The organism is Stenotrophomonas sp. AN71, from assembly GCF_050435725.1.
In the GTDB taxonomy this organism is placed as follows: domain Bacteria; phylum Pseudomonadota; class Gammaproteobacteria; order Xanthomonadales; family Xanthomonadaceae; genus Stenotrophomonas.
Map to the genome: position 1 here is coordinate 1 of NZ_JBNDKU010000001.1, position 20,816 is coordinate 20,816.

Genomic DNA, 20,816 nt, shown 5'->3' on the forward strand with positions numbered 1-20,816 from the left:
ACGGCCTAATGTCGAAAGTGGTGGAGCCAAGCGGGATCGAACCGCTGACCTCCTGCATGCCATGCAGGCGCTCTCCCAGCTGAGCTATGGCCCCGATGAAACTCCGGAGATTCTGCTGGGAGCAGAGTCCGTTTTGAAACTGGCGTCCCCACGGGGATTCGAACCCCGGTCGCCACCGTGAAAGGGTGATGTCCTAGGCCTCTAGACGATGGGGACGCACGAAAAACTTCAAGTTGTAGAACTTTCGACGGCCTAATGTCGAAAGTGGTGGAGCCAAGCGGGATCGAACCGCTGACCTCCTGCATGCCATGCAGGCGCTCTCCCAGCTGAGCTATGGCCCCGTGTTACCGAGCCGCCTATCATACCTGCGTGTTCACGTTTGTGGAAGCTTTTTTCAAACTTTTTCGCTCCGGTTCAACCGCAGCCACAAGGGCAGGGGAACCGCAACGCCACAACCCGAATGCCGGTAGGCGGTGAACAAAAAAGACCCGGTTATCGGCCGGGTCCTCGTTGTTCGTGATGAGTGGCGTCCCCACGGGGATTCGAACCCCGGTCGCCACCGTGAAAGGGTGATGTCCTAGGCCTCTAGACGATGGGGACGCAATTCTCATCAATGTTCTTTCGCGACCTTTCGACGGCCTAATGCCGAAAGATTGGTGGAGCCAAGCGGGATCGAACCGCTGACCTCCTGCATGCCATGCAGGCGCTCTCCCAGCTGAGCTATGGCCCCACGTCGCTGAGGAGCGAAATAATAGCCTTGCCCCAGGGGGTTGGCAAGCATTTGTTGCACTTTTCTTCACATGCGCTGTGACGCCTATGGCCGTCGCCCGCACTCACGTCCTGTCGCCGGTCAGGGCGGCCAGGATCGGGCACTGATCCAGCGCGCCGTGGCCCGGACAGGCATCGACCAGCTGCGAAAGCGCAGCGTGCATGCGCTGCAGTTCGTCCATCCGCTGTTCGATGTCGGCCAGGCGCGCCCGGGCCGTGTCGCGCACGCTGCCCATGTCCTGCGCATGGCGAGTGCTGAGTGCCAGCAGTTCGGCAATCTCCTCCAGGCTGAAGCCCAGTGCCTTGGCCCGGCGGATGAAGCGCAACCGGCGCAGATCCTGCTCGCCGAAGATCCGGTAGCCACCGGCCGAGCGTGCCGCCGTGGGCAGCAGTTGCTGGCGCTCGTAATAGCGCACCGTATCGATCGGCACGCCGGCCTGGCGTGCCAGTTGACCAATGTTCATGGCGGATTCCTGCGGATGCTGCCGGCCATTGTGAAGCCTTGAGTCCGGTCCAGGGTCAAGGCGCCGGAAGCAGGGGGCGCATTCAGGACACTTTGCAACTTTCTTCATAGCCCCGCGGTTGGGCCAGTTCCTACCCTGCGCCTGAACCGGCCGCTCGATGGCCTGCAACGAACCGAGGAGAGGGCTGTGGAAGGATTCAGGAACGAAGGATTCGTCGAGGTCGCGGTGGTCGAATATCCGGGGGGTGACCCATCGGCCGCGTCGGTGCTCACTGAAATGGCACACGTCGCCAACCGGCTTGCCCAGCAGCAGCGCCGTCCGTTCAAACGCGTGCTGGTGACACGCTGGATTGTACCCGCCAGCCAGACCGGCGTGCATCGAATCGCCGGCGCGGAGATGCTTGAAGCGGCCATTCCTGCGGTGATCGCGGTGCCTGGCCAGATCAGTCAGGGCATCTGCCTGCGTGCCGATGAGGTGCTGCTGGATTGGCTGCGTGCGCACTACGACGGTGGCAGCCTGCTGGCCGCGGCCAGTGACGGTGTCAGCATGCTGGCCCGTGCCGGGCTGCTCGCTGGGCGCACCGTCAGCGGCCCGGACCTGGGGCGTCATCCCGGTCTGCTGGGTCAGGCCGCCAGCTGGGTACCGAGCGAGCGCGCGCTGGTTGATGACGGCGACCTGCTCACCGTCTCCGGATCCCAGGCGTGGCGCTTCCTCGGCTTGCGCCTGCTGTATCGGCTGTACGGCCAGGGTGTGGCAAGCGCGGTCGCGCAGCAACTGGGGATCACCGTACCGGCGGCGATCCAGCAGGATCTCGAGCGTTTCAGTGCCAATTTCGCCCACGGCGACCGCGATGTGTTGAAGGCGCAGCGCTGGCTGCACACCACGGCGGCACGTGGCGCCACGTTGGGCGCGATCTGTGACGTCTCCGGTTTGGAGCCGCGGACCTTGCAGCGGCGCTTCCTGAAGGCCACCGGCCTGCGGCCGATCGAATACTGCCAGCGGCTGCGGATCGCCAAGGCACAGACCCTGCTGCAGCAGGGCTCCGGCATCGACGAGGTGGCCTGGGGCGTGGGCTATGCCGACCAGAGTGCGTTTCGACGCCTGTTCCTGCGCATTGTCGGCATGACGCCGGCCAACTATCGCCGGCTGGTCAACAACAAGCGCCGGGAGCGACCGCTGATGCCATCCGTCGCGGGCAGTCTGCGCGGACTGCATCCGGCGTCCGCCATGCAGCTGCGCGGCAGCGCGGCCTGATGTGGGCTGGGGGCGTCGTGCTTGCAACCGGGGCGCGACGCTTCGACCATGCAGGCAGTGGATGATGCATAGGTGAGTTGATGTCGAGTATTGGGCCGGTTCCCATGCCGGTGGTGTTGATACTGATCTGCGTGCTGCTGGCGATGGCCGTGGCCCGTCTTTGGCCGCGCCGGAAGGACGAACTGGCGCTGCCCTCCGCAGCAAGCATGGTGCTGGACATGCTGTTGATCGGCCTGTTGTGCGGGCGGATCAGCTTCGTCGCCTTGAACTTCGCACTCTATCGTGAAGCGCCATGGAGCATTCTGCAGATCGCCGATGGGGGTTATCACCTTGCGGTGGTGCTGGGTGCTGGCCTGGCGTGGGGCGCCTGGCGGCTCCGCGTGTGGCGCACGTTGCGGGCGCCGGTGCTGGCCGGCGCGCTGGCAGGTGTGGTGCTGTGGGTGGGTGGCAGTCATCTGCTGGCGGCATGGCAGGAGCAGCGGATGCCGTTGCCGGCCGTGCAGGTGGCGGACCTGCAAGGGAGGACGATCGATCTGCAGCAGTTCCGTGGCAGGCCGGTGGTGCTGAATCTCTGGGCCAGCTGGTGCGGCCCCTGCCGGCGCGAGATGCCGGTGCTGGCCGCCGCACAACAGGCGCACGCGGAGGTGCAGTTCGTGTTCCTCAACCAAGGGGAAGCCGTGGACGACGTCCAGGCCTTCCTGCGATCCGAAAAGCTCACCCTTGGCAACGTACTGCTGGACGACGCTGCCTCCGCATCAACCGTACTTGGCGTACAGGCCTATCCCTCGACGCTCTTCTTCGACGCCGAAGGACGCCTGCGTGAACTGCACCTCGGCGAACTGACCGCGGCGGGTCTTGAACACAAACTGCGCCGGCTGCGGTAGCCTGCGCGGGCATCTCACTACGGAGTTCCCATGTTGTCCACTTCCCTGCGCATCGCCCCTGCGATGCTGTTGCTGCCGGTCATGCTGGCATTGGCCGCCTGCAGCCAGGCACAGACGCCGCCGGGCAAGACTGCCGCGGCACCGGCAGCGAGCACGCCGGCCTCGGCAGCCAAGGGCGACCGTCCCGCGGTGCTGAAGGGCATCGAGAAACACGGTTTTGAAGTCGTTGCCGAATTCGACGCGCCGGGCGGACTGCGGGGCTTTGCCGGTGTGGTGGGTGGCCAGCAGCCTGCTGCCGCCTACGTCACGGCCGATGGCAAGCATGTGCTGGTCGGCAGCCTCTTCGACGCCGAAGGCAATGACGTGGCCGCAGAGGCGGTGGAGAAGCTGGTAGCCGCGCCGATGTCGGCCAAGATGTGGACCAAGCTGGAAGCCAGTGCCTGGGTGCGCGACGGCAAGGCCGATGCACCGCGTGTGGTCTACACCTTCAGCGATGCCAACTGCCCGTATTGCCACAAGTTCTGGGAAGCGGCGCGTCCGTGGGTCGACGCCGGCAAGGTGCAGCTGCGCCACATCATGGTGGGCGTGATCCGCGAGGACAGCCCCGCCAAGGCCGCTGCCATCCTCGCCGCACGCGACCCGAGCGCGGCCCTGCTGGAGAACGAACATCAGTTCGATCGTGGCGGCATCAAGGCGCTGCCAAGCATCAGTCGCGAGATGGCTGGCAAGCTCGACGCCAACCAGGTGCTGATGATCGAAATGGGCTTCCAGGGCACGCCGGGCATCCTGTTCCAGGACGCGCAGGGCCAGGTGCAGCGTCGCGCAGGGTTGCCGCAGGGCGCCGACCTGCAAACGGTGCTGGGCCCGCGCTGAGCCCGCTTCGCATGGAAGGATGAGGCACAGGCCTGCATGGCAACATGCGGGCCTGTTGCTTTCTGTGACCCTGAAGGATGTTGCGGCTCGCGCAATGCCTGCTCGTGATCACGTCTGAATAGTGACTGACATCAAGCATCGTGCCTTGATTCCAATCAAGGCCAAAAACGACAGACGAATTAGCCTTTGACGCATGGAATACAGCGTCAACGCGCCATGGATGCCGCGCCTGTCCCGCCTCGAATGGGGCGGAACGGCACCGCCATTCACGACACTCTCACTCTTCGATTGTTACCCAGACCGCTGCGGTCGCCACCTCGCTGGCAGCGCGACCTTGGTGGACTCGACATCGGTACAGGCAGGACAGTGTCATCGTCCTGTTGCCTGTGATGCGCAGGCTGTCCGGTGTCGTCGACGCAGTACCCGTGTTTCCAGCAACGGCAACGTGAGGCCAGGGTGGCGCGTGCGTGCGCTCCGGCAGCGCGATGCAAGTGTTCGTCCAGGGAGGATGCGATGCGCTTGGCGGTACTGAGTCTGGCCTGCTTGACCGCGCTGGCGATCACGCCAGCCTATGCGCAGCAGGATGGCCCGGAGGATGCGCAGGCATTGCGCCGTGAGATCGTCAGCATGCGGCAGGCGCTGGAAGGCATGCAGCAGCGACTGGACCGGCTCGAACAGCGTGAAGGGGCCGTGGCGCCGGCCATTGAACGACCGCCCTCATCATCGGTGCCGCAGCCGTCGACCTCGGCCATTGCCGCTGTGGCGAGCGTGATGCACCCCACCCAGGTACCGGGGGTCGCCCCGCCGGTGCTGCCGCAACGCGAGTCAGTGGCCGATCCGTCCACCGCCGCATCACGTCCCGACAGTGCAGCCGGCCCGACCGACCCCGACCTGAAGGGCTTCTTCGCCATTCCGGGTACCGATACGGTGATCCGCATCGGCGGCTACGCCAAGCTCGATGCCATCGCCGACTCGCGCGCGGCCGGTGACGAGGACCAGTTCATCCCGTCGTCGATGCCGGTGGGCGGCAGTCATCGTGATGTGTCCAATTTCAACATCCACGCCAAGCAGACCCGCTTCAGCTTCGAAGCGCGGCGCCCGACCACGCATGGCAACCTGCGCTTCTACCTGGAGAATGACTTCTTCGGCAGCAGCGACGGCTATGAATTCCGCCTGCGCCATGCCTATGGCCAGCTCGGCAACACCTACGCCGGCTATGGCTATTCCAGCTTCATGGACCCCGACAGCCTGCCCGACACGCTGGACTTCGCCGGTCCCGGCGGCGCCGGCTATCTGCTGGTGGCCGGCATCCACCACAGCTTCGCGATGGGCAAGGGCAACACCCTGACCCTGGCCGCTGAAGACCCGAAGACCGAGTTGGCAGGTGCCAGCGAGGCGCGGGCAGCGGTGAACCGGCTGCCCGATGTCACGGTGACCGCGCGCATGGAGCGTGATTGGGGCCATCTGCAACTGGGCGCCGTGGCGCGCAGCCTGGCCTACGACGGTGACGGCGAGCGCGCCCGTCGCATGGGCGGTGGCGTGCAGTTGAGCGGCTCGGCGTCGGTGGGCGAGCGCGATCTGCTGCTGTTTGGTGCGCTGGGAGGGCGCGGCCTCAGCCGCTACACCGCCGACCTGACCGGCTCAGGCCTGGACGCGGTGGTCGGTGCCGATGGGCGCCTCGATGCGCTGGATCTGCACGGTGGCTTCGTGGGCTACACCCACTACTGGTCCGGGCTGTGGCGTTCGAACCTGATCGTCGGCCAACTGACCCTGGAGCGGAATGCCGCGCTCTCCGCCGATGCGTTCCGGCAGAGCCGCTACGGCGTGTTCAACCTGATCTGGAGCCCGGCGCCTTCGTGGACGATGGGCATGGAGCTGCTGTACGGACGCCTGGAACAGCAGGGCGGCGCGCGCGGCGATACGGTCCGGGTACAGGGCAGCCTGCAATACAACTTCATCAAGTAAGCGCCAGCGGCTGTACGCCAGCGCAACCGTCCCCACGCCCGGCCGCACCGGGCTCATGCCAGTACAGGAGATTGTCATGGCAGAAGCAAAGAAAATCGGGGTGGTCGGAGCCACCTTCCTCGTCGCCGGCAACATGATGGGCTCAGGGGTGTTCCTGCTGCCCTCCAGCCTGGCCAAGATCGGTACCGCCTCGATATGGGGGTGGCTGATCACCACGGCCGGTGCACTGCTGTTGGCCTTCGTGTTCGCCAAGCTTGGCAAGCTGGCGCCCAAGGCGGGCGGCCCGTATGCGTATGCCCGCGATTGGTTCGGCCCCTACATGGGCTTCCAGACCAACACCATCTACTGGTTCGCCAACTGGATCGGCAACGTCGCCATTCCGATCGCGGCGGTGGGTTACTTCAGCTATTTCTTCCCGATCCTGTCCGAGCCGCTGGTGCGCTGCATCGCGGTGCTGATCCTGGTGTGGGCGTTGAGCTTTGCCAACATGATCGGACCGGCCTTCGTCAGCCGCGTGCAGACCGTCACCACCAGTTTCGCGCTGGTGCCGATCCTGGGCATCGCCATCTTTGGCTGGTTCTTCTTCGATGCCGACATCTTCAAGGGCGCCTACAACGTGTCCGGTGAGTCGAACTTCGGCGCGATCTCCAGCGCTGCGGCGCTGACCCTGTGGGCCTTCATCGGTGTCGAGTCGGCCTCGGTGACCGCCGGTGTGGTCGAGAACCCGGAAAAGAACGTAGCCCGTGCCACCCTGGCTGGCGTGTTCCTGGCCGCGATCGCCTACATCGCCAGCTCGTCGGTGATCATGGGCATGGTGCCCAACGGTGAGCTGCAGACCTCCGACGCGCCGTTCGCATTGGCGGCGGCCAAGGCGGTGGGTGGCTGGGGCGGTGCACTGGTCAGCCTGTGTGCCTTCATCGGTGCTGCGGGTTCGCTGGGTGGCTGGATCCTGCTGACCGCGCAGAGTGCAAAGGCCGCGTCCGACGACGGCCTGTTCCCGAGCATCTTCAGCAAGACCAACAAGGATGACGTGCCGGTCAAGGGCGTGCTGATCGTGGCCGTGCTGATGACCCTGGCGGTGCTGGTCACGTCCACCTCGAAGACCGCCTCGGCGCAGTTCGACGTGATCACCTCGGCGGCGGTGGTACTGACCCTGCTGCCCTACATCTACTCGTGCGTGGCCTGCTACTTCGTGGTCGAACGTTCGCACACCCTGGTCCACACCGGCGCGTTCTGGACCCTGACCAGCCTGACCGTCGTGTACTGCCTGTGGGCGATCTACGGTTCGTCGGGAACCATCGTCCAGTACGCGTTCCTGTTCGTGCTGTTCATCACCGTGTTCTATCCCTTCTTCAGCGAGGAGCGCCGCCAGCAGCGGCAGCGCGCCCGCGAGGCATCGGCGATTACCGCCGGCGCCCAGCGTTCCTGAGTTCGACAAGGAGAATCAACGTGTATTTCAAGTCCCTGGACTACCCGGTCATTGTCATCGACAACGACTACGAGTCGCCGCGCATCGGCGGCATCCTGATCCGTGCGCTGGTGGAAGAGCTGCGCAGCAATGACCAGCGTGTGCTGTGCGGCCTCAATCTGGACGATGCTCGCGCCGGCGCGCGCACCTACGTGGCGGCCTCTGCGGTACTGATCTCGATCGATGGCAGCGAAGAAGTCGATGGCGAGTTCCAGCGCCTGACCGCCTTCCTGCGCGAGCAGAGTGCGCGCCGCGCCAACCTGCCGGTGTTCCTGTACGGCGAGCGCCGCACCATCGAAAAGGTGCCCAGCAAGCTGCTCAAGTACATCCACGGCTTCATCTTCCTGTTCGAAGACACCAAGAGCTTCATTTCGCGGCAGGTGATGCGCGCGGCCGAAGACTACATGAAGAACCTGCTGCCGCCGTTCTTCAAGGCACTGATCCACCATGCGGCCGAGTCGAATTATTCCTGGCACACGCCGGGCCATGCCGGTGGCGTGGCCTTCACCAAGTCGCCGGTCGGCCGTGCCTTCCATCAGTTCTACGGCGAGAACACCCTGCGCAGCGACCTGTCGATCTCGGTGCCGGAGCTGGGCTCGCTGCTCGACCACACCGGCCCGATCAAGGATGCCGAGAACGAGGCAGCGCGCAATTTCGGTGCCGACCACACCTTCTTCGTCACCAATGGCACCTCCACCGCCAACAAGATTGTCTGGCACGGCACGGTGGCCCGCGGCGACGTGGTGTTCGTCGATCGCAACTGCCACAAGTCGTTGCTGCATGCGCTGATCATGACTGGCGCGGTGCCGGTGTACTTCACCCCCAGCCGCAATGCCCACGGCATCATCGGCCCGATCAGCCTGGACCAGTTCACGCCGGAATCGCTGCAGCAGCGCATCGCCGCCAATCCGCTGGCCAGCAAGGCCTACCAGGCCGGCTCCAAGCCGCGCATCGCAGTGGTCACCAACTCGACCTATGACGGCCTGTGCTACAACGCCGAGAAGATCGCCGACGAGATTGGCAGTGCGGTCGATTTCCTGCACTTCGACGAAGCCTGGTACGCCTACGCCGCGTTCCATCCGTTCTACGAGAACCACTACGGCATGGCCAAGGGCAAGCCGCGTGAGCAGGATGCGATCATCTTCACCACCCATTCCACGCACAAGCTGTTGGCCGCGTTCTCGCAGGCGTCGATGATCCATGTGCGCAATTCTGCGCAGCGCAACCTGGACGCGGAGCGCTTCAACGAATCATTCATGATGCACACCTCGACCAGCCCGCATTACGGGGTGATCGCAGCCTGCGATGTGGCCTCGAAGATGATGGAAGGCGACGCCGGACGTTCGCTGGTGCAGGAAATGCACGACGAGGCGATCGCGTTCCGCCGTGCGATGCTGCACGTCCGTGACGATCTGGGCCGCGACGACTGGTGGTTCAGTGTGTGGCAGCCGACCCAGGTCGAGCGGAGCCTGGACAAGGGTGATACACCGGCGCCGCTGGTGGCCAAGCGCGAGGAGTGGTACCTGCAACCGGATGCCCATTGGCACGGCTTCGAGAACCTGGTCGATGACTATGTGCTGATCGACCCGATCAAGGTGACCCTGCTGACCCCGGGCCTGGCGATGGACGGCAGCATGGGCAAGCTGGGTATTCCGGCGGCGGTACTGAGCAAGTTCCTGTGGGGCCGCGGCATCACCGTGGAGAAGACCAACCTGTACTCGGTGCTGTTCCTGTTCTCGATGGGCATCACCAAGGGCAAGTGGAGCACGCTGGTTACCGAGCTGATGGCGTTCAAGGAACTGTACGACCGCAATGCACCGCTGAGCCAGGCACTGCCGTCGCTGGCGGCCGACTATCCGAATGCCTATGCCGGCTGGGGCCTGCGTGACCTGTGCGACGCGCTGCATGCGTTCAACCAGGAGTTCTCGGTGGCCAAGGTGATGCGCGAGATGTACGTGGACCTGCCGACGCCGGTGATGACCCCGGCCGATGCCTACAACCATCTGGTCAAGGGTGAGATCGAGCGGGTCGACATCGAGCAGCTCAGTGGCCGCGTCGCGGCGACCATGCTGGTGCCGTACCCGCCGGGCATTCCGACCATCATGCCGGGTGAGCGTTTCGGCGACAGCGACGAGCCCATCATCCAGTCGCTGCGCATCGCCCGCGAGCAGAATGCCCGTTTCCCGGGCTTCGAGTCGGATGTGCATGGGCTCATCATCGGCGAGGACGGCGACGTTCCGTCGTACAAGGTGGAGGTGCTGAAGGCCTGACCGGCGACGGTCTGCCCTTCGGCCAACGATGGATACCTCGCGCGAGCAACGCATCCTTACGTTCTCGATCGGGGTGACGGTGGCGGTCAGTGCCATCGGCTTCACCGGTGGCCTGCTGGTGGGATCGCAGGCCATTCTGTTTGACGGTGTGTACAGCCTGGTCGACGTTGCACTGACCCTGGTCTCGTTGTCGGTGCTTCGACTGGTGGCGCGGGAGCAGAGCCCGCGCTTCCAGTACGGCTACTGGCATCTGGAACCGATGGTCGAGGCGCTCGGCGGGGTGATCCTGTCGCTGGCCTGTGTGTATGCGCTGGCCAATGCGGTGATCGGTTTGACCACGGGCGGGCACGAAGTAAAGTTCGGGCCCGCGCTGTGGTGGGCGGCGTTGCTGAGTGCCAGCAACCTGGCGATGGCCGCATTCGTCGCGCAGCGGGCCCGGCGGCTGCGCTCGGCGCTGCTGTGGCTGGACGTGCGCGGCTGGCTGCTGGGAGGATTGATGAGCCTGGCCGTGGTACTGGCCTTCGTGCTGGCGCTGGCCCTGCATGGCGGCCAATGGCATCACTGGGTGCCGTACCTGGATTCAATGGTGCTGGTGCTGATCAGCCTGGCGGTGCTACCGGTACCGGCGCGCAGCGCGTGGAAGGCCATGCGTGAAGTGCTGCAGGTGGCCCCGGATGACCTGGATCGGCGCGTGCAGCAGGTGATGCAGGCGTTCGTCAGCGAACGCGGCTATGCCGGTTTCACCAGCCACGTGGCGAAAATGGGACGGATGCGCTTCGTCGAGATCCACGTGCTGGCCGATCCGGCCACGCCGCTGGGTTCGGTGGGCGAGGTCGATGCGATGCGCGATGAGATCGCGGTGCATCTGGAGGCGCGCGACAGCACGTTCTGGTTGACGATCGATTTTACCGCGGACCCTGCGTGGACGTAGGGTAGAGCACGCTCGACGCTATGGACTGCGTGATCGTTGCGTGCGGCGAACCGGTCTGTTGCACGGAATGTATTTGACCTCAACTCGTGTTGAGGTTGCAGACTTCCCCGCATCCCCCCACGAGGCATGCGGCATGAACCTGCTGACCACCCCGGATCTCAGCCACGGCTTGCTCGAACTGTTCAACCCCCCGGGGCTTTACGACCCTTCCGCCAACGGCTACTCGCATGTGGCGGTGGTGCGTATGCCGGCGCGGGTGATCCATATCGCCGGGCAGGGGGGGGAAGGCGCTGATGGCCATCTCTCGCCCAGCTTCGAGGAACAGGTCGGGCAGGCGTTGGACAACCTGCAGATCGCGCTGCGTTCGGCGCAGGCCAGCCTGGCCGATGTCGCCCGGCTGCGCATTCTAGTGGTTGACCATGACGAGGACCGGCTGGCCATTGTCGCCCAGCAGGTGCGGCGGCGCTGGCCGAACCGCGCGGCACCGACCTGCACCCTGATCCCGGTGCCGCGGCTGGCGCTGGACGGCATGCTGTTCGAGATCGAGGCAGAAGCCTACGGCGCCTAGCGCAGGTAGTACTCCACCGGCACCACCAGTTCCTGCGGTGCCTTCAGTTCATCGGGAATGGGCGGTAGCGGCTGCGCGCGGCGGAATGTCTGCAGCGCGGCGTCATCGAGCATCGGCTGGCCACTGGACTGCTCCAGCCGCAGTGCCAGCAGGCGGCCTTGGCGGTCGATGCTGGCTCTGACCCAGGCAGTGCCCTGCTGGCGCCGCGAGCGTGCGGCAGCGGGGTAGTAGCGGTAACGCTCCAGCCGCGCCATCAGGCGGGCTTCCCACTGGTCGCTGGCGGCGCCGGCCTGGAAGTCCGCCGGTGGCGCGTCAGGAGCGGGCGGCGCGGCCGTGATCGATGCCGGTGCGGGACTGGCGTCGGTCGCGGCCGCAGGCGGCGCGACTGGCAAAGGTTGGCGGCCACGGCCGCCGGTCTCGCCGGCGGCCAATTCACCCTCGCGTGCGGCGGTGGGCGTGGGCGGCGGCGGTGATTTCGTAGGCTGCGACGCACGGGCCTGTTGTGCCTGGCTGGGCGTGTCGGCCTGGCGCTCCTCCACCGGCTGCGGTGGCGTGGCCGGTGCCAGCAGGCGCAGGCTGATGCGCACGTCCTGTTCCGGTGGCGGCGGTATCGTCGGGGTCGCGACCCAGTGCACCAGCAACAGCAAGGGCAACAGGTGCAGGCCGATGCTGACCGCGATGGCCTGCCAATGGTGACTGCGCTCAGTCATCGCCAAGCACCCACAGCAGATCGGCATCGGTCGCATCGAGGGTTTCACCGGGTGAGGCCAGTGCGATCACCAGCGCGGAAGTGTCCGATGGCAGATAGCCCGGTACGCCGGTGCCGCGCAGCACATGCCAACGCCCGGCGAGCAACAGCGCCGGCGCTGTTGCATCGGTCAGTACCTGGGCCATGCGACTATCGCGTGCGTGCTGTACGGCCAGCATGCCGTGCAGCATCGGTGTGGCGTCCGCATGCTGCGCCAGCACCACTGCCGACAACCGTTGCCGCGCCGAAGCAACCGGAAACGCTACGGGTTCAGTCGAGGCCAGCAGGGTGTTGACTTCGGCGCGTGACAGATTGCCACCGAACAGCGCGACGTGGGTGCTGGCAGCATCCTGCACCAGCGCGCCATAGGCGGTCCATGGCCAGCGTGGATCCCACTCGAGCAGTTCCTGCAGGCGTGCGCCTTCGGCGTGATGGCCCTTGGCCATCCAGCGCTGGACGCGGCGCAGGCGCGGCTGTCGTTCGCTGGCGATCATCTCCAGCACCAGTGCGCCTTGTGGGCGCTGCCGCTGCAGCGCCCGCAGCAACCAACGCTGCGCGGCATGGTCGCCGGCAAGATCATGCCGTTCGCCCAGCAGCAGTCGCTGGGCACCCGCCGCACGCTGGATGAACGCGTCCTCGTCCAGGTGCTGGCCGCTGGCCAGGTCGATCACCGTACCCGGCATCGGCTGCGCGCTGGCCAGGGCAGCCAGCGCGAGCAGGCACAGCGGCAACCAGCGACGGCTAGAACGCCACATTGATGCCCATCGATACGGTACGGCCACGGCCGTTGCCGCGGTCCAGGATCGGACTGAAGATGCTGTCGATCGAGGCATTGTTGTCATAGGCTTTGTTCTGCAGGTTTTCGATGTTCAGCCACAGTGTCGTGTTGGCCTGGGGCTTGAAGCTGGCGTAGAAGTCCAGCAGCACGCCGGTGCCGCCGGTCTTGCGGGTCTGGAAGAAGTCGTAGCCTTCCTCGGCAGGGCCGGAATACTCGGCACGCAGGCCGGCCTGCACGCGCTGCTGCCACCAGCGGCCACCGACATCCAGCGTCCAGTAGCGGTCGGGCAGAGCGGTGATGTCTTCCAGGTTGACGAATTCGATGGCCGGCGCGCTGGTGTGCGAACGTGTCCAGCTCAGCGTGGCGTGGTAATGCTCGCTGGCGTAGTGGGCTTCCAGTTCGATGCCGCGCATGCGAACCACGCCGGGATGGTTCATCCAGCGGGTGGTGGTGCTGAAGTCGTCCACGTCCAGCGCATCGGTCCAGGCGTTGAGCTGCGGGTCGCTGTCGATCGGCACCACGAACGGCTCCACTTCCGGTGGATGCACGATCAGCAGGTACTGCGGCTTGATGTAGTCGCGGATGCGGTTGTCGAAGCGGGTGATCCGCAACTGGGCCAGATCGCCCTCGACCAGCAGCGAGTCGGTGCTGAGGTTGGCGCCGAACTGCAGGTTGCGCGAGCGCTCGCGGCGCAGGAACGGGTTGGCGCCCACGCCGTCTGCATCACTCATGCCCTCCAGCGGGATCTTCTCGAAGAACATCTCCTGCACGCGTGGCGGGCGCGAGGTGCGCGAGGCTTCAGCGAACAGCTGCAGCCAATCGGTGGCCTGCACGGAAACCGCCAGGCTGGGGCTGAGTGCGCGTTGGGTGCGGTGCACGTCGATGCCACCGCCGTTGATCTCTGTGCATTGGCCGGGTACATCGGAACACAGCGGAATATGGCCACGGATGCCATAGCGGTCCTGGCGCAGGCCGGCGGTGAGTGCATAGATGCCGTACTGCAGTTCGAGCGTGCTGAACACGCTGTCGAGCTGGCTTCGGCCCTGCGGATTCGCGCCGCGCAGAGCGGGGGTGTCTGCGACGTAGATGTCCGACTGGTGCTTGAGCCCGGTGTTCCAGCGTGCCTGCAGTGCACCGAAATCGAAGCGGCTGGTGTTGTCCAGGGTCCAGCTGTTGAGGCTGCTGTGGGTGCGGCGGCCGATGTAGCTCGAATCCTCCACCGGCGGGTAGAACAACCGGGTCTTGTTGCTGGCGAAGGTCGCGCGCAAGTCGATCCACGGTGTATAGGGTGTGTAGTGGTAGCTGGCACGCTGGTTGCGCGCGGAGATCTGCCACGGGTAGTTGTGGTAGAAGTCGTTTTCATATCGCATGTGGCTCAGATCCAGGCGGTGCTGGTCGCTGGGCTGCAGGCGTGCCTTCAGCAGCCAGCTGCTGGGCTGTTGGCTGCCCGGGTCGGCGTTGTTCTTCTGCCCACGGGCGGTAGCGTATTCGTTGCTGCGGCTGCTGCTGGCGGCGGCCAGAACGCCGAACTGGCGGTCGCCACCGTCTTCGCTGTGGCGCCAGGCACCGGCAAAGGTGCGGCCGGTGCCATAGCCGTTGTTGCCCTGCCGGTAGCCCGCGCGCAGGCCCCAGTCGCGGCCTTCGCCGAGTAGATCGTCGATGTCCACGGTGCGGAAATTGGCCGTGCCGGCCAGCGTGCCGGCGCCCTCACCGCCAGCGACCGCACCGCGCTGCACGTCCACGCCGGCCAGCAGGAACGGGTCGACATAGGCGAACGGGCCGCCCGAGCCATGCCCGGCATTGTTGCGGAAGGTCTGGGTCACGCCGTCGATCATGGTGTTGACCCGGCCGGCGCCGGTCATGCCACGGATGTTGACCTGCAGGCCGGGCTGGCTGCGCGAATGGAAACTGTGCGTACCGGGCATCGAGCGCAGCAGGCTGTTGCCGTCCTGGCGTTCGGCCATCGCCACGCGTTCGCTACCAACGGCGGGTGCGAAGCCATCACGCTGAGCCGGTACGTACTGGCTGGCACCGGCGCCTGGTGCATGCCGGTATGTGGTCTCACCCTGCACGCGCAGCGGGCCGGTGCGACGGCTGCCGTCGACCTGTTCGGTCGGCGCCGGTTCCAGGGTGGCGCGGCGTGCGTCGATGAAGCGGGGGCGCAGGCCGCTGCCGGCGAGCAGCCGCGAAAGGGCCTGGGCATCGTCGAAGTCACCGCGCACTGCCGGCGCGGTCTGACCGGTGGGCAGTGCCGCGCCGATCACCAGATCGACACCGGTCAGGCGACTGTACGCATCCAGCGCGGTGGCCAGCGGTTGTGCGGGAAGATTGAAGTGGCGTGTGGACGCTTGTGCGCGGGCGTTGGCGGGAAGCAGCGGAATCGCACTGGCGCAGGCCAGCGAGAGGGCAAGGACAAGGGGGCGGTGGAACAGCATCGGGGGCTCCAGGGGCTGACGCAGAGCGTCGTCATCCTGGGTAGACGCGAAGGCGGTACCGATGTCAGGGTGCATCGCGGCGTTCCTTGCGTGGCGGCAGCCATACCTGCACGCCGGCGCCCAGGCGCAGCACGCGCACATGCAGCTGGCTTGCCAGCTGGTCGCGGCTGCGGGCCGCACCCTCAGCGCTGCCGAGCAGGGTGACCGGCTGCTGGCGCAGACGAACGCCGATGATCCAGGTATGGCCGCCATGCCAGCGATCCAGGCCTTGGGCAACATCGGCCAAGGGCGTGGACACCCACTGCAGGCGTCGCTCGCGCCACGCCAGGGCCCCCGGGTCGGTGGAGACGACCACGACGCCCGCTGCTCGTCCGTCGAAACGCAGCTGCTGTCCTTCGATGGCCTGCGCGTGGCCGGCTCCGCTGTCGACGCGGACGCGATGTTCGGTGACCGTGACCACGCTGCTGCTGCCCTGCACGGCAAGGTCGAAGGCGGTGCCGAGAGCCGTGACCGTGCCGTGCGCGGTATGTACCTGGAACGGATGGCGGGCGTCGGGAGCTACCTTGAACCAGGCCTGGCCGCGCTGCAGCTGCAACTGGCGACGCTGTGCATCGATGCGCACATGCACTTCGCTGCCCGGTGAGAGCAGGACGTGCGAGCCATCCGGCAGTGCTTCCTCGCGGATTTCACCTGACGCGGTGCGCATCACCTGCGCAGCCGGTGGAGAGGCATGGCGGGTGTACACGCCCAGCGCGCACAGCAGCAGCACTGCCGTGCCCGCTTCGCGCAGGCGGCGGCGTTGCCGCTTGAGCCGGTGCCGCTGCAGGCTCGGCGTTGCATCACCGGCCTGCCAGAGCGACTGCAGGTGCTGGTATTGCGCGGCGTGGCGGGGGTCGGCGTGATACCACTGGTCGAACGAGGCTTCGTCGCGACCGCCATCATGGCCGTCCAGCCACCAGCGTGCTGCTTCACGTGCGATGGCCTCCTGGCTCATGCGCCCGGTACCTGCTGCAGCGCCACCAGTGCGCGCAGCAGATGGCCATGCGCGGTCTGCCGGCTGATGCCGAGCTGGCGGCCGATTTCGGCAAGCGCCATCTGTTCCACCCGTGCCAGCAGGAATACCTGGCGCGAACGGGGCGGCAGTGCGGCAATGACGGCATCGAGGTGGCGCAGCTGCTCGGTATCGAGAAGGCGCTGCTCGGGCAGCGGCGCCGGGTCGGCGATCGCATGCAGCTGTGCGTCATCCAGCGCTTCTTCACGACGGCGTTGGCGTTGCCGGTAGTGATCGGCGATCAGGTTGTGGGCAACGCGGTACAGATAGGCGCGGCCGTTGTTCAGTACGCCGGTTGCGGCGATCTTGACGACGCGCAGCCAGGTTTCCTGGACGACGTCATCGGCGTCGCTGCGTTGCGGGAGTTTGCGGCGGACATGGGCGTGCAGCGGCCGGTAATGGGCCGCGCACAGATGCGCGACATCCGTCGGTTCGACAGGCGTGGACACGGGGCGGGCGACAACTGGGAAAGGGAACAGCCCGCGGCGGCAAGGGCAGCGGCTGCATCTTACGGCAAAAGAGAATCATTTGCATCTGCGGGCGATGTGCGTCGACAGGCGGACTGTAGAGTCGATTGTCAGTCGACTGCCATTTGGCTCGCCTACGGTTTCGGTAGCAGCTGCAGAATCCCGCTGTCGGCCAGCTGGTTGCTCCCGCGGTAGTCGCAATGGATCTGCAGGGCTTCGGTGGGGTTGTGATGCAGGTCGAAGCCGCAGTACTGCAGGCTGTGTTTCACCAGTGCGACCGCTTCGGCATGGCGGGCGACGCGACGATCCTGCCAGCGGGGCGGAGTGAACACGCCCAGTGGCAGCAGCCGCAGCCGCTTGCCATGCAGTACCAGTGAGACATCGACATGATGGCCATCGATGTCGTGGCCGTTGGCGCCGAAGATGGCGTCGATTTCGTCGTGGCGTCCCGGGTAGCAGGCACGGAATACGCGGATGCCGAGCCGGCGTACCCTGCGACGGAAGTCGCCGAGGCGGCCCTGACGGGATTCGAAGCCACGGGTGACCAGCAACCGCAGTTCGGCAGGCAGCCGGGCCTGCGCATCGAGCAGGCCCTGCAGTGCGTCTTCCTCGATCTGGATGTGGGTGGCGGGCCAGCGTGGGGCGATGTGCAGTCCGTGGTGGCGGCCGCGTTGCAGGGTCAGCATGCGTGAAGCTTCGCATGGGAGCGAGCGGCCAGGGTAATGCCGGCCGTTGGCCGGCAAACGTGTTGTCCTCCCAGATGCCGGCCAGCGAACGGCACTACCATGACGATCGTCAGAGATCGCGGTACTGGATCTGTACGGCCAGTACGCGCAGGCCGTCGGCGTTGCTGGACAGGATACGTTCTTCGCCGACACCCTTCTGCCGCTGCAGCCGGAAGCCCTGGTCGGCAGGCAGCTGCGCGGCGATGCGGTCCATGTGCTGCAGGGCGTCGGGACCGCTGCAGTCGAAGTGGCCCCAGTAAGCGCCATCGCGATGGATCTGCAATCGATAGTTCATCGTGGCCTCTCCGGCAGGTCCTGCAACCAATGGTCGAACATCGCGGTGGCGGCCGCAGCCAGCGGTGCGCCATAGTGACGTGCCTGTGCGCGCAGGTCGTTCGGATCGATGCCGGCCTGGGCCAGTTCCAGGGTGTGGCCGATCAACCAACGTTCGAACTGGCGCGCATCGAGCTCCGGATGGCACTGCAGTGCCAGCGCATGGTTTTCGATGGCGAAGGCCTGATGGCGGCAGGCGGGCGTACTGGCCAGCCGGCGCGCGCCATCGGGAAGTTCGAAGGCTTCACCATGCCAGTGCAGGACCGGAATGCCCTGCAGCGCCTGCAGCGGGGAGCGCTGGCCTTCATCGGTCAGCAGTAGTGGCGCAAAACCAATTTCCTTGCCGCCACTGGCGGCGACATCGGCACCGAGGGCACGGGCCATCAGCTGCGCGCCCAGACAGATGCCCAGCGTCGGCCGCTGCTGCTGCAGGCGCCGCTGCAGCAGTGCGATGCTGTCGGCCAGGAAGGGATACAGGGCGCCGTCGTTGACGCTGATCGGGCCGCCCAGCACCACCAGCAGGTCGGCTGCTTCGGCCGGATCGAGCGCATCGACACCGGCCTGCAGTACCTGCAGCTGCCAGCCCTGCGCCAGCAGCAGCGGTTGCAGGGTGCCGGGATCTTCGAAGGCGACGTGTTGCAGGATGACGGCGTGCTTCATGCCGGGGCTCCGCTGCTCGGCCAGTAGAAACTGTCCGGGGTGGCGCGGGCGCCGAAGATCGCTTGGCCGACGCGGACCACGGTGGCGCCTTCCTCGATCGCCACTTCGAAGTCACCCGACATTCCCATCGACAGCTGTGACAGGTCCAGACCCGGTGGCGCGGTGCCTTGCAACCGGTCGCGAAGTTCGCGCAGGCGTACGAAGCAGGTCCGCACGCGCTCGACGTCAGGGGTGAAGATGGCCAGGGTCATCAGCCCGCGCACGCGCAGGCGATCGAACGCGGGCAGCTGTTGTACGAAGGCCTCCACCTCATCGGGTTCCAGGCCGTACTTGCTCGGTTCAGCGGAGGTATTGACCTGCACGAACACCTCCAGCGTGCGCTGTTCCAGTTGCAGCCGTTGCTGCAGGGCTTCGGCCACGCGGAGGCTGTCCAGCGCCTGGAACTCGCTGGCAAAGCGCGCCACGTAGCGTGCCTTGTTGGTCTGCAGGTGGCCGATCACCGACCAGTGCACGCCGAGGTCGGCCATCGCTTCGGCCTTGCGCTGCGCTTCCTGAACCTTGTTTTCGCCCAGTTCGTGGCAGCCGGCGGCGACCGCCATGCGGATGCGGGCGTCATCGACGGTCTTGCTGACCGGCAGCAGGCGTACGCTGGCCGGGTCACGGCCGGCGCGGGCGCAGGCGCGGGCGATGCGCTGCCGCACTGTGACCAGGTTGGCGGCGATCTGTTCGACGGACTGGGCAACAGGCCAGTCGGCGGCGGCAAGGGGCATGCGGGCACCTCCAATGCGGGATGGCCAGGGTGGGATACACTGGCACAGGACAAGAATTATTTTGGCATAGGACAAAATGAAAATCACCGGGTACAGCGCCGAGTCGATCTTCGACAGCATCCGCGACGGCATCGGCAAGGGCCGCCTGCCGGCCGGCAGCGTGCTGCCGCCGGTGCGTGAACTGGCCGAGCAGCTGGGGGTCAACCGCAATACCGTGGCGGCCGCCTACAAGCGGCTGGACGCGGCCGGTCTGGCCAGCACCGGTGGCCGCCGTGGCACGGTGGTGCGTGGCCTGCCGCCGGCGATGGCACGCGAAGGCAGCACGCCGGGGCTGGCCCTGCATGACCTGGCCGGTGGCAACCCGGACCCCCGCCTGTTGCCGAACCTGCGTCTGGCACCAGCCGCGCCGCGCCTGTACGGCGTGGGCACGGTCGATCCACGCCTGCAACGGTTGGCACGGGCGTCGCTGGATTCGGACTGCCCCGAAGGCTATGCGCTGGAGCTGACCCATGGTGCGGTGGATGGCATCGAGCGCCTGCTGGCGGCGTGGCTGCTGCCAGGTGATCGCATCGCGGTGGAAGACCCATGTTTCCTCGGCAGCCTCAACGTACTCAATGCGGCTGGCCACGCGCCGTTGCCGGTGGCGGTGGACGCACACGGGATGCAGGTGGAATCGCTGCGGCAGGCGCTGGAGGCCGGTGCACGTGCGGTGTTGCTGACACCGCGGGCGCACAACCCGACCGGGGCCAGCCTGGATGCCAAGCGCGCGCGTGCGTTGCGCCAGCTTCTGGCCGCCTACCCGCAGGTGGCGGTGTTGATCGACGATCATTACGCCTTGCTCTCGCAGCAGTCCTATCACTCGGTACTGCCGCTCGATGGCCGTCGCTGGGCCCTGCTGCGCTCGCTGTCCAAGCCGCTTGGCCCGGACCTGCGGCTGGCCTGGCTGGCCTGCGATGAAGAGACCGCGATGCGGCTGCGGCTGCGATTGGCCGCGGGCACGGGCTGGGTAAGCCACCTGCTGCAGGATGCAGCCACCTCGGTGCTGGAGTCGGCGCCGCAGCGGGCGAAGATCGCGTCTGCGGGCGAGCGTTACCAGCAGCGCCTGCAGTCACTGCAGGAACTGCTGCGCGCGCGTGGCGTGCCGACGCCGCTACCGATGGAAGGGCTCAATCTGTGGTTGTCGTTGCCCGCCGACAGCCATCCGCAGGTGCTGGCGCTGGCCTCGCGTGGTTGGCATGTGCGCCCTGGCGAAGTATTTGCGGTGGCTGCGCCGGGACATGGCCTGCGCATCACCTGTTCGGCGCTGGGTTCGACGCAGCAGCGGCAGCTGGCCGATGACCTGGCAGCGGTGTGTGGGGCGTAGCGTCGAGCACGGCTCGACTCTGCAAATCAGTCGCCAGGGGC

General features: G+C 66.3%; 19 protein-coding genes and 5 tRNA genes. 9 read left to right on the forward strand and 15 right to left on the reverse strand.

The genetic code is table 11. From position 1 onward, the window contains the following. Nucleotides 1–18 precede the first annotated feature (18 nt). From ABH900_RS00005 to ABH900_RS00030, 6 genes are all read right to left on the reverse strand, one after another. Nucleotides 19–94, reverse strand: a tRNA-Ala gene (locus tag ABH900_RS00005). A gap of 46 nt (nucleotides 95–140) precedes the next feature. Next, a tRNA-Glu gene (locus ABH900_RS00010) sits at nucleotides 141–216 on the reverse strand. A 49-nt stretch (nucleotides 217–265) separates the two neighbouring features. Continuing rightward, nucleotides 266–341 (reverse strand) — tRNA-Ala (locus ABH900_RS00015). Nucleotides 342–524: 183 nt separating this feature from the next. Next, nucleotides 525–600: transfer RNA gene (locus tag ABH900_RS00020), tRNA-Glu, on the reverse strand. 54 nt (nucleotides 601–654) lie between these two features. Then, nucleotides 655–730 (reverse strand) — tRNA-Ala (locus tag ABH900_RS00025). Nucleotides 731–833: 103 nt separating this feature from the next. Then, nucleotides 834–1,232: a heavy metal-responsive transcriptional regulator gene (locus ABH900_RS00030; RefSeq protein ID WP_429620062.1), complete on the reverse strand. Its 399-nt coding sequence runs from the start codon at nucleotides 1,230–1,232 to the stop codon at nucleotides 834–836. A 186-nt stretch (nucleotides 1,233–1,418) separates the two neighbouring features. Here ABH900_RS00030 and ABH900_RS00035 point away from each other — a divergent pair, with 186 nt between their 5' ends. From ABH900_RS00035 to ABH900_RS00070, 8 genes are all read left to right on the forward strand, one after another. Further along, entirely contained in the window at nucleotides 1,419–2,486 is a 1,068-nt protein-coding gene (locus tag ABH900_RS00035; RefSeq protein WP_429620064.1) for a GlxA family transcriptional regulator, read from the forward strand. An 80-nt stretch (nucleotides 2,487–2,566) separates the two neighbouring features. Beyond that, nucleotides 2,567–3,370 carry a redoxin family protein gene (locus ABH900_RS00040; RefSeq protein WP_429620065.1) on the forward strand — a complete coding sequence of 268 codons (804 nt, stop codon included), beginning with the start codon at nucleotides 2,567–2,569 and terminating at the stop codon, nucleotides 3,368–3,370. 30 nt (nucleotides 3,371–3,400) lie between these two features. Next, complete coding sequence (gene dsbG / locus ABH900_RS00045; protein ID WP_429620066.1) at nucleotides 3,401–4,243, forward strand: thiol:disulfide interchange protein DsbG; 843 nt, start codon at nucleotides 3,401–3,403, stop codon at nucleotides 4,241–4,243. A 513-nt stretch (nucleotides 4,244–4,756) separates the two neighbouring features. Beyond that, nucleotides 4,757–6,208 (forward strand): DcaP family trimeric outer membrane transporter, encoded by a 1,452-nt coding sequence (locus ABH900_RS00050; protein WP_429620068.1) that lies wholly within the window; start codon nucleotides 4,757–4,759, stop codon nucleotides 6,206–6,208. A gap of 76 nt (nucleotides 6,209–6,284) precedes the next feature. Then, nucleotides 6,285–7,637 carry an arginine/agmatine antiporter gene (adiC, locus tag ABH900_RS00055; RefSeq protein ID WP_429620069.1) on the forward strand — a complete coding sequence of 451 codons (1,353 nt, stop codon included), beginning with the start codon at nucleotides 6,285–6,287 and terminating at the stop codon, nucleotides 7,635–7,637. Nucleotides 7,638–7,657: 20 nt separating this feature from the next. Next, nucleotides 7,658–9,946, forward strand: coding sequence for an Orn/Lys/Arg decarboxylase N-terminal domain-containing protein (locus ABH900_RS00060; protein ID WP_429620072.1), 2,289 nt, complete (start codon nucleotides 7,658–7,660; stop codon nucleotides 9,944–9,946). Nucleotides 9,947–9,974: 28 nt separating this feature from the next. After that, on the forward strand, nucleotides 9,975–10,877 hold the full coding sequence (locus tag ABH900_RS00065; RefSeq protein WP_429620074.1) for a cation diffusion facilitator family transporter: 903 nt from the start codon (nucleotides 9,975–9,977) through the stop codon (nucleotides 10,875–10,877). 133 nt (nucleotides 10,878–11,010) lie between these two features. Then, a complete protein-coding gene (locus tag ABH900_RS00070) occupies nucleotides 11,011–11,445 on the forward strand; it encodes a RidA family protein (protein ID WP_429620076.1) in 435 nt (144 codons plus the stop codon). Here ABH900_RS00070 and ABH900_RS00075 read toward each other — a convergent pair. The 9 genes from ABH900_RS00075 to ABH900_RS00115 all read right to left on the reverse strand — a co-directional run bounded on the left by ABH900_RS00075 (nucleotide 11,442) and on the right by ABH900_RS00115 (nucleotide 19,412). Then, complete coding sequence (locus ABH900_RS00075; RefSeq protein ID WP_429620079.1) at nucleotides 11,442–12,155, reverse strand: energy transducer TonB family protein; 714 nt, start codon at nucleotides 12,153–12,155, stop codon at nucleotides 11,442–11,444. The genes ABH900_RS00070 and ABH900_RS00075 overlap by 4 nt on opposite strands. Next, nucleotides 12,148–12,948 carry a ChaN family lipoprotein gene (locus tag ABH900_RS00080; protein WP_429620081.1) on the reverse strand — a complete coding sequence of 267 codons (801 nt, stop codon included), beginning with the start codon at nucleotides 12,946–12,948 and terminating at the stop codon, nucleotides 12,148–12,150. Before ABH900_RS00080 ends, ABH900_RS00075 begins: the two co-directional genes overlap by 8 nt. Then, entirely contained in the window at nucleotides 12,935–15,406 is a 2,472-nt protein-coding gene (locus tag ABH900_RS00085) for a TonB-dependent receptor domain-containing protein (protein WP_429621383.1), read from the reverse strand. Before ABH900_RS00085 ends, ABH900_RS00080 begins: the two co-directional genes overlap by 14 nt. Before the next feature lie 64 nt (nucleotides 15,407–15,470). Next, nucleotides 15,471–16,400 carry a FecR family protein gene (locus tag ABH900_RS00090; protein ID WP_429620083.1) on the reverse strand — a complete coding sequence of 310 codons (930 nt, stop codon included), beginning with the start codon at nucleotides 16,398–16,400 and terminating at the stop codon, nucleotides 15,471–15,473. After that, nucleotides 16,397–16,906, reverse strand: coding sequence for an RNA polymerase sigma factor (locus tag ABH900_RS00095; protein WP_429620084.1), 510 nt, complete (start codon nucleotides 16,904–16,906; stop codon nucleotides 16,397–16,399). Before ABH900_RS00095 ends, ABH900_RS00090 begins: the two co-directional genes overlap by 4 nt. Nucleotides 16,907–17,058: 152 nt before the next feature. Then, entirely contained in the window at nucleotides 17,059–17,610 is a 552-nt protein-coding gene (locus tag ABH900_RS00100) for a hypothetical protein (protein WP_429620086.1), read from the reverse strand. 109 nt (nucleotides 17,611–17,719) lie between these two features. Beyond that, nucleotides 17,720–17,944, reverse strand: coding sequence for a hypothetical protein (locus tag ABH900_RS00105; RefSeq protein WP_429620088.1), 225 nt, complete (start codon nucleotides 17,942–17,944; stop codon nucleotides 17,720–17,722). Continuing rightward, the gene (locus ABH900_RS00110; RefSeq protein ID WP_429620090.1) at nucleotides 17,941–18,642 is read right to left on the reverse strand and encodes a glutamine amidotransferase; all 702 of its coding nucleotides are present in this window, start codon (nucleotides 18,640–18,642) and stop codon (nucleotides 17,941–17,943) included. The genes ABH900_RS00105 and ABH900_RS00110 overlap by 4 nt, the downstream gene beginning before the upstream one ends. Next, complete coding sequence (locus tag ABH900_RS00115) at nucleotides 18,639–19,412, reverse strand: YggS family pyridoxal phosphate-dependent enzyme (RefSeq protein WP_429620092.1); 774 nt, start codon at nucleotides 19,410–19,412, stop codon at nucleotides 18,639–18,641. The genes ABH900_RS00110 and ABH900_RS00115 overlap by 4 nt, the downstream gene beginning before the upstream one ends. Nucleotides 19,413–19,488: 76 nt before the next feature. Here ABH900_RS00115 and ptsJ point away from each other — a divergent pair, with 76 nt between their 5' ends. Continuing rightward, a complete protein-coding gene (gene ptsJ / locus ABH900_RS00120) occupies nucleotides 19,489–20,775 on the forward strand; it encodes a transcriptional regulator PtsJ (protein WP_429620094.1) in 1,287 nt (428 codons plus the stop codon). Nucleotides 20,776–20,816 lie beyond the last annotated feature (41 nt).